Annotated in this window: 7 protein-coding genes; 5 read left to right on the top strand and 2 right to left on the bottom strand. The window is 69.2% G+C overall.

The window, feature by feature from the left end; genetic code table 11:
* From A5787_RS22055 to A5787_RS22040, 4 genes are all read left to right on the top strand, one after another.
* The coding region (locus tag A5787_RS22055) for a glucose-6-phosphate dehydrogenase (RefSeq protein WP_197507348.1) at positions 1 to 806 on the top strand (806 nt) is incomplete at its 5' end.
* Complete coding sequence (gene opcA, locus A5787_RS22050) at positions 803 to 1,714, top strand: glucose-6-phosphate dehydrogenase assembly protein OpcA (protein WP_066970982.1); 912 nt, start codon at positions 803 to 805, stop codon at positions 1,712 to 1,714. The genes A5787_RS22055 and opcA, both read left to right, overlap by 4 nt.
* The gene (gene pgl / locus A5787_RS22045; protein WP_066970978.1) at positions 1,711 to 2,448 is read left to right on the top strand and encodes a 6-phosphogluconolactonase; all 738 of its coding nucleotides are present in this window, start codon (positions 1,711 to 1,713) and stop codon (positions 2,446 to 2,448) included. The genes opcA and pgl overlap by 4 nt, the downstream gene beginning before the upstream one ends.
* A gap of 16 nt (positions 2,449 to 2,464) precedes the next feature.
* Entirely contained in the window at positions 2,465 to 2,854 is a 390-nt protein-coding gene (locus A5787_RS22040; RefSeq protein WP_066970976.1) for an ATPase, read from the top strand.
* A 2-nt stretch (positions 2,855 to 2,856) separates the two neighbouring features.
* Here A5787_RS22040 and A5787_RS22035 read toward each other — a convergent pair whose 3' ends face one another.
* Both A5787_RS22035 and ppc read right to left on the bottom strand, forming a co-directional pair.
* Positions 2,857 to 3,648, bottom strand: a complete 792-nt coding sequence (locus A5787_RS22035; protein WP_066970975.1) for a DUF1206 domain-containing protein — start codon at positions 3,646 to 3,648, stop codon at positions 2,857 to 2,859.
* Positions 3,649 to 3,664: 16 nt separating this feature from the next.
* Entirely contained in the window at positions 3,665 to 6,475 is a 2,811-nt protein-coding gene (ppc, locus tag A5787_RS22030) for a phosphoenolpyruvate carboxylase (protein ID WP_066970973.1), read from the bottom strand.
* Between the two features lie 128 nt (positions 6,476 to 6,603).
* On the opposite strand from ppc, the gene A5787_RS22025 reads away from it, so the two are divergent.
* Positions 6,604 to 8,631: an APC family permease gene (locus tag A5787_RS22025; protein WP_066970971.1), complete on the top strand. Its 2,028-nt coding sequence runs from the start codon at positions 6,604 to 6,606 to the stop codon at positions 8,629 to 8,631.

Below are 8,631 nucleotides of genomic sequence, written 5' to 3'. Positions count from 1 at the left end.
GGCTGGGCGGGCGGGCCGGCTACTACGACGGCATCGGCGCCGCCCGCGACGTCATCCAGAACCACCTCATGCAGCTGCTGGCGCTGACCGCGATGGAAGAGCCGGTCAGCTTCAATCCCTCGGCGCTGCAGACCGAAAAGATCAAGGTGCTCTCGGCGACGCAGCTGGCCGAACCGCTCGACGAGACCACCAGCCGCGGCCAGTACACCGGGGGCTGGCAGGGCGGCGAGAAGGTCGTCGGGCTGCTCGACGAGGAGGGATTTTCGAAGGACTCCACCACCGAGACGTTCGCCGCCATCACGCTCGAGGTCGACACCCGCCGCTGGGCCGGCGTGCCGTTCTACCTGCGCACCGGAAAACGGCTGGGCCGCAGGGTGACCGAGATCGCCCTGGTCTTCAAGCGCGCGCCGCACCTGCCGTTCGACGCGACGATGACCGACGAGCTGGGCGCCAACGCCATGGTGATCCGCGTGCAGCCCGACGAGGGAACCACGCTGCGGTTCGGCTCCAAGGTGCCGGGCACCGCGATGGAGGTCCGCGACGTCAACATGGACTTCTCCTACGGATCGGCGTTCGCCGAGGAATCGCCGGAGGCCTACGAGCAGCTGATCCTCGACGTGCTGCTGGGCGAGCCCTCGCTGTTCCCGGTGAACGAGGAGGTCGAATTGGCTTGGGAGATACTCGATCCCGTGCTGGAGAACTGGGCATCGCACGGCAAGCCCGACCCGTACGAGGCGGGCACCTGGGGACCGGACTCGGCCTTCGAGATGCTGCGCCGCACCGGCAGGGAATGGCGGCGGCCATGATTGTCGATCTGCCCGACACCACCACGACGGCGGTCAACAAGAAACTCAGCGAGCTGCGCGAGAAGGTGGGCGCCGTCACGATGGGGCGGGTGCTAACGCTGATCATCGCGCCGGACAGCGAAGCGGTGCTGGAGGAATCGCTCGCCGCGGCCAACGCTGCCAGCCACGAACACCCCAGCCGGATCATCGTCACGATGCGGGGCGATCCGTACGCCGACGAGGCCCGCCTGGACGCGCAACTGCACGCGGGCGGCGACACCGGCGCCAGCGAGGTGGTGATCCTGACGCTGTCCGGGCCGCTGTCGGGCCACGCCTCGAGCGTGGTCATCCCCTTCCTGCTCCCCGACATCCCCGTGGTGGCCTGGTGGCCCGACATCGCCCCGGCCGAGCCCGCGCAGGACCCGTTGGGCAAGTTGGCGATTCGCCGCATCACCGACGCCACCAACGGCAGCGATCCGTTGTCGGCGATCACCAGCCGGCTGCCCGGATACAGCCCCGGTGACACGGACCTGTGCTGGGCGCGCATCACCTACTGGCGGGCGCTGCTGACCTCCGCCGTCGACCAGCCCCCGCACGAACCCATCGAGTCGGCGCTGGTGTCCGGCCTGCAGACCGAGCCGGCCCTCGACATCCTGGCCGGCTGGCTGGCCAGCCGGATCGACGGTCCGGTACGACGGGCCGTCGGCGACCTCAAGGTCGAGTTGGCGCGCAAGAGCGAGACCATCGTCTTGAGCCGCCCCCAGGACGGCAGGACGGCCACGCTGAGCCGTACCGCCAAGCCGGACGCCTTGGTTCCGTTGGCGCGCAGGGAAACCGGTGAATGCCTGGCCGAGGACCTGCGGCGGCTGGACGCCGACGAAATCTATTTGGCCGCTCTCGAAGGCATCAAGAAAGTGCAATACGTATGAGTCCCACGGTCGAGGTTTTTCCGGATGGCGACGCGCTGGTCGAGGCCGCGGGCGGGCGCCTGGTCGATACCATCGGCTCCGCCGTCGCGGCCCGGGGGCGCGCGCTGCTCGTGCTGACCGGCGGCGGCAACGGCATCGGGCTGCTGAAGCACCTCAGAGGGCAACAGGTCGAGTGGTCCAAGGTGCATCTGTTCTGGGGCGACGAGCGCTACGTGCCCGAGGGCGACGACGAGCGCAACGACAAGCAGGCGCGCGAAGCCCTGCTCGATCACATTGACATCCCGTCCAGCCACGTGCACGCGATGCCCGCCAGCGACGGGGAGTTCGGCGCGGACCTCGCCGCGGCGGCGCTGGCCTACGAACAGTTGCTGGCCGCCAACGCCGAACCCGGGCAGCCGGTGCCGAATTTCGACGTCCACCTGCTGGGCATGGGACCCGAGGGCCACATCAACTCCCTGTTCCCGGACACCCCCGCCGTGCGCGAGACCGCGCGCATGGTGGTGCCCGTCGAGGACTCGCCCAAGCCACCGCCGCAGCGAATCACGTTGACGCTGCCCGCGATCCGGCGGTCCCGCGAGGTGTGGCTGATGGTGTCCGGGGCGGGCAAGGCCGACGCGGCGGCGGCCGCCATCGGTGGCGTCTCGCCGGCGTCGGTGCCCGCGGCCGGGGCCGTCGGCCTGGAGACCACGCTCTGGCTGCTCGACCAAGAGGCCGCATCCAAGCTTCCCCGTTGACCGCCGGGCGTCAATAATGGCCGTCATGGCAGACAGAACCGTGCGCGGCGGGCCCGAGCGAAGCCGGATCAAAACCCTCACCCAGGCCGCCCTGAACGCCGACAAGACCGTCGAACAGGTCGAGGACGTCCTCGACGGACTGAGCAGGACCATGCAGGAGCTCAACAGCTCGCTGTCCAACCTCAACGCCACGGTCGAACGCATGGAGGCCGGCCTGGATCACCTGGACGGCACCCTGGGCAGCCTCGACGATCTCGCCAAACGCCTGATCGTTCTGGTCGGGCCGGTGGAGGCCATCGTGGCGCGGATCGACGACATGGTGAAGGTGGGCGAGACGATGATGTCGCCGCTGTCGATGACCGAGCACGCCGTGCGCGGCGTGCTGGACCGGCTGCGCAACCGCTAGGACTACATTTTGGTCGATCGCGCCATCACGAAGCTGTACAGGCCGTACGTGACGATCCCGGCGCCGGCCGCGACCAACAATGCCGCCCCGTAGGGCTGAGCCCCCAGGGTTTTCAGTGCCCCATCCAGACCGGTGGCCTTCTTCGGCTCCGAGCGGCAGGCCGCGACGACGACCAGCGCCCCGGTGCCGGCGATCACCAGGCCCTTCGCGACGTAGCCGGCCGCGCCGAGGCGTCGCACCAGATCCCCCGATTTGCCCTTGAGGTCGCCGACGAAGTTGCGGCTGGCCCCCTTGTAGATGTGGTAGCCGCCCACGGCGACGATGATCACACCGCAGGCGATCAGCGCGACGGTCCCGGCGGTGGTCTGCATCAGGCGGGCGCTGATGCTCGAATTCTGTTGATCGGCCGGCCTCCCGGCGCCCCGGGCGTACCCGAACGTCGAGTAGGCGAAGGCGAGATACACCGCCGCCAAGCCGAACGCTTTCGCCCGGTCCCACGCTCCCGACGAGGAGCCCTGCGGCGTGCGGTCGCTCGATCGACCGAGGACCGTCTCGACCAGCCGCCACAGGCCCATCGTCAGCAGGGCGCCGGCGGCGATCCACAGCACGACCGGGCCGCCCGGTTTGCCCGCCAGTGTCGCCAGCGCGCCGGTCTGATCGGCAGTGCCGCCGTCGCCGAAAGCGACTCGGAAGACGAGGTAGCCGACGATCAGGTGCAGCAGCCCGTTCACCACGTAGCCGGCGCGGGCGAATCGTTCGAACACGCCGTTTTGTGCCACTTGTGCCGGGTCCATGGCACGGGGATGCCCGTCAGCCGCTGTTACGTAACGCGCTCGCCAACCCGTTCATCGTCAGCAGGATGCCGCGCTGCACCAACTCGTCGTCGTCGCCCGAGCGGTAGCGGCGCAGCAACTCCACCTGCAGGTGGTTCAGCGGCTCCAGGTACGGGAAGCGGTTGAACACCGAACGGGCCAGCGCCGGGTTGTCGGCGAGCAGGTCGTCGTGCCCGGTGATGAGCTTGTGCATGGCGATGGTGCGCCGGTGCTCGTCGACGATCTTGTCGAACACCCTGCGCCGCAACGATTCGTCGGCCACCAGTTCGGAATAGTGCGCCGCCAGGCCCAGGTCGCTCTTGGCGAGCACCTGCGCCATGTTCGACAGCACGCTGCGGAAGAACGGCCACCGCTCGTACAGCTCGTGCAGGATCTCGACCCGTTCGCCTTCGCTTTCCGGGCCGGCCGCGATCCACTCCTCGAACGCCGACCCGGTGCCGTACCAGCCCGGCAACATCACGCGCGACTGGGTCCAGGCCAGCACCCAGGGGATGGCGCGCAGGTCGGAGATGGATTCGGTGGGCTTGCGCGACGTCGGCCGGCTGCCGATGTTCAGCGACCCGATCTCGCTGACCGGAGTGGAGGCCTTGAAGTAGTCGACGAAACCCGGTGTCTCGTGGACCAATTCGGCGTAGGCCCGGTGGGCCAGGGCCGCGACCTCGTCGAGCACCGCGTAGGCGGGTTCGGCGGCGTCGCCCAGGCCCTCCACGTCCAGCAGCGTCGACTCCAGCGTGGCCGCCACCAGGCTCTCCAGGTTGCGCCGGGCCGTCTGCGGCTCGGCGTATTTCGCGGCGATCACCTCGCCCTGCTCGGTCAGGCGCAGCGAGCCGTTCACCGCGCCCGGGGGTTGGGCGAGGATCGCCTGGTAGCTGGGGCCGCCGCCGCGGCCGACCGTGCCGCCGCGGCCGTGGAAGAGCCGCAACCGAACACCGGTTTTGCGGGCCACCTCGACGAGGGTGAGCTCGGCCCGGTAGACGGCCCAGTTGGCGGCCAGGTAGCCGCCGTCCTTGTTGGAGTCCGAGTAGCCGAGCATCACCTCCTGCGAGTCGCCGCGCGCGGCGACGAGCGCCCGGTAAATGGGCAGGTCGAGCATCGCCTGCAAGATCGACGCACCGTTGTGCAGGTCGTCGATCGTCTCGAAGAGCGGCGAAATGCCCACGGGGCAATAGGCTTCCGGCCCGGACGCGTCCAGCAGGCCGGCCTCTTTGAGCAGGATCGCCGCCTCCAGGACGTCCGACACCGACTGGCACATCGAGATGACGTAGTTGGGCACCGCCGCCGGGCCGTAGAGCTCCACCGCACGGGCGGCGGCCGCGACGACGCCCAGCTCGCCGCGGGCCAGGTCCGAGAGCTGGGCGGCGCGGTCACCGACCAGCGGGCGGCGGGTGGCCAGCTCCCCGGCCAGCAGCTCGACGCGTTCGTCTTCCCCCAACGTGCCGTAGTCCGGATGCACGCCGGCCCAGGCCAGCAGCTCGCCGACCACCTCCTCGTGCACGTCGGAGTTCTGGCGCATGTCCAGTCCGGACAGGTGAAACCCGAAGACGTGCACGCACTCTCGCAGCCGGGCCAGCCGATCGTCGGCCAACAGCCCGGCCCCGTGCGTGCGCAGCGACGCGTCGATCGCGTCCAGGTCGGCCCGCAGTTCGCCCGGCGCGGAATACGCCGGTAGTCCCAGGTCGAGTTCGTGCTGCGGCCGGCGGTCCAGGATCTCGGCGGCCGTCGCGGTGAGCCGGGCCCGGATCACGCGCAGCGCCCGCCGGTAGGGCTCATCGGGGCGGGCCTGTTCGTCGCAGCCCTCGGCCAACGCGGTCACCTCGGGGGTGACCGTGATCAGGCGTGCCGACATCGACAGCTCCTGCTCGAGGTCGGTCAGCTCGGCCAGATAGTGCGCCAGTGCGGTGAACGCCGCGCTGCCGGTGGCCCGCCGCACGACGTCGGCGGTCACGTTCGGGTTCCCGTCCCGGTCCCCGCCGATCCAGGAGCCCGGCTGCAGGATCGGTGCCGCGAGCAGGTCGGCGTCGGGCCAGCGGGCCCCCAATGCGCTGCGCACCTCGGCATTGACCTGCGGGATCACCTTGATCAGCGCGGCCGGGTAGTAGCGCAGCCCGACCTCGACCTCGTCGGTGATCTGCAGCCGCGACAGCCGGATCAGCGCGGTCTGCCACAGCGTGAGGACCTGGCGGCGCAACTCGCGCTCGATGTTGCGGCCGTGATCGGTCTCGGTGTGCCCGGCGGCGTGCAGCCGCATCAACTCGGTGATCCGGTGCTGGGTGACGAACACGGTGCGCCGACGGGTCTCGGTGGGGTGCGCGGTGATCACCGGCGACACCAGCGCGCCCGCCAGCGCGGCGGCGACCGTGTCCGAATCCAGCTCGGCCCGATCGAGTTTCGCGTACGTCGCGGCCAGGCTGCTGTCCTGCGGCGGATCGCCGGCGGCGACGTGGATCTCGCGCCGGCGTTCGCGGTGGATGTCCTCGGCCACGTTGGCCAGCAGCGCGAAATGGCTGAACGCCCGGATGATCGGGATGGCCTGGTGGATGTCGATGCCGTCGAACATGCGTGACATCTCGGCCCGGTCGATCTCGGAGCGCCGCACCCGGAAGGACTCCACCCGCGCGCGCTCCACGAGGTCGAACACCTGCTCACCGTTCTGCTCCCGCACGGTGTCGCCGAGGATGGTGCCCAGCAGCCTGATGTCGGCGCGCATCGGCTCGGTCGCCTCCCGGCCGACCCGGGTGCGCTGGACGGCACCGATCGGTTCCAGCGCGGTGTCGGACGCGTCAGCCATGCGTCCCAGTATCGGTGCGGACCGCGTCGTCCGCCCGCCGAGGGGGTCAGCCGGTCGGGAGCGAGTTTTTACGGAATCTCTACGGCCGGCGGCGGACGCGTGCGCGGATTCGCCACTACGCTCCTACCGTGTCGTCACCGACTTCGCTGGTCAAGCGCCTGATCGTGGGCCGACCGTTTCGCAGCGATCGACTGCACCACACGCTGTTGCCCAAGCGGATCGCCTTGGCGATCTTCGCGAGCGACCCGTTGTCTTCGGTGGCCTACGCAACGCAAGAGATCCTGTTGATCCTGACCCTCGGCGGCCTGAGCTACCTGTACCTGACGCCGTGGATCGCCGCCGCGGTGGTGGTACTGCTCGGCGTCGTGGTGTTGTCCTACCGGCAGGTGGTGCAGGCCTATCCCAGCGGTGGTGGCTCGTACGAGGTCGCCTCGCGAAACCTGGGGCCGCGCGCCGGGCTGGTGGTGGCGGCCGCGCTTCTGGTGGACTACGTCATGACGGTGGCGGTGTCCGTCGCGGCGGGCGTGGACAACATCATTTCCGCTGTGCCCGAACTGAACCCGTACCGGGTGGCGGTCAATGTCGGCTTCATCCTGGTGTTGACCGCGATGAACCTTCGTGGTGTCCGCGAGTCCGGGCGGGCGTTCGCCGTGCCGACCTACGCCTTCATCGCCGGCGTGCTGCTGATGATCGGCATCGGTCTGGTTCGGACGCTCCTCGGCGACGCGCCGCAGGCCGAGAGCGCGCACTACGGCATCCACGCGGAGCTGTCCGGACTCAATCTGCTGGCGATCGCCCTGCTGGCGCTGCGCGCGTTTTCGTCCGGCTGCACCGCGCTCACGGGCGTGGAGGCGATCTCCAACGGGGTGCCGGCGTTCCAAAAACCCAAGGCGCTCAACGCCGCCCGGACGATGTCCTCGATGGGAGCGCTGGCGATCACGATGTTTGTCGGCGTGACCGCGCTCGCCCTGATCGCGCACACGCGCGTGGTGGAAAACACCTGCGATCTCGTCGGATTCCCCGGCGATTGCAGCCGGGACCCGCAGCGCACGGTGATCGCTCAGATCTCGGCCGCGGTGTTTGGCAACAACACCGTGATGTTCTACTACCTGCAGGCCGCGACGGCGCTGATCCTGATCCTGGCCGCCAACACCGCCTACAACGGGTTTCCGCTACTGGGCTCGATCCTTGCCCAGGATCGCTATCTGCCGCGGCAGCTGCACACCCGCGGTGACCGGCTCGCGTTTTCCAACGGCATCATCCTGCTCGCCGCGATCGCCGGCGGGCTGATCTACGCGTTCGACGGCTCGACGACCCGGCTGATCCAGCTCTACATCCTGGGCGTGTTCACCTCGTTCACGTTGTGCCAAACGGGCATGGTGTGGCATTGGAACCGGGCGCTGCGCGACACCGACACCGGCGCGCAACGGCTCAGGATCCACCGTGCGCGGGCCATCAACGCGTTCGGCGCCTGTCTGACCGGCGTCGTCCTGGTGGTGGTGATGGTGACCAAGTTCACCCACGGCGCCTATCTGGTGGTGATCGCGATTCCGGTGCTGTGCCTCGTGATGCAGGGAATACGACGGCATTACGCGCACGTGGGCACCGAGCTGCGCATCGAGGACGAAGACGAGCAGGTCCGGCCGAGCCGGGTGCACGCGATCGTGCTGGTCTCGAGTTGGCACAAGGCCACCCTGCGCGCGGTCATGTTCGCCCGCGCGACCAATCCGGACACGCTGACCGCTTTGACCGTCAAGGTCGACGACGTCGACACCACGGCCTTGGTCGAGGATTGGGAGAACCTGAGCGTCGACGTCCCGCTGAAGGTCATCGAGTCGCCCTACCGCGAGATCACCCGGCCCGTGGTCGACTACATCAAACGGCTGCGCAACGGCGCACCCCGCGACGTGATCAACGTGTACATCCCCGAATACGTCGTCGGCCGCTGGTGGGAGAACCTGCTGCACAACCAGAGCTCGTGGCGGCTCAAGGGGCGCCTGCTGTTCGAGCCGGGCGTCATGGTCACCAGCGTGCCGTGGCAACTGCGTTCCTCGGAGCGCCGGGACCTGTCCCGCGTCGAATATCGGGCCGGCGACGTCCGCAGCGGGATCGACCGCGCCGCGTCGAACGGCTCCCGCGCGGCCAGCGGGGGTTAG

The organism is Mycobacterium sp. 852002-50816_SCH5313054-b, assembly GCF_001667185.1.
In the GTDB taxonomy this organism is placed as follows: Bacteria; Actinomycetota; Actinomycetes; order Mycobacteriales; family Mycobacteriaceae; genus Mycobacterium.
Note: the sequence above shows the minus strand (reverse complement) of the source record. Positions and strands in the feature narration are given on the sequence as shown.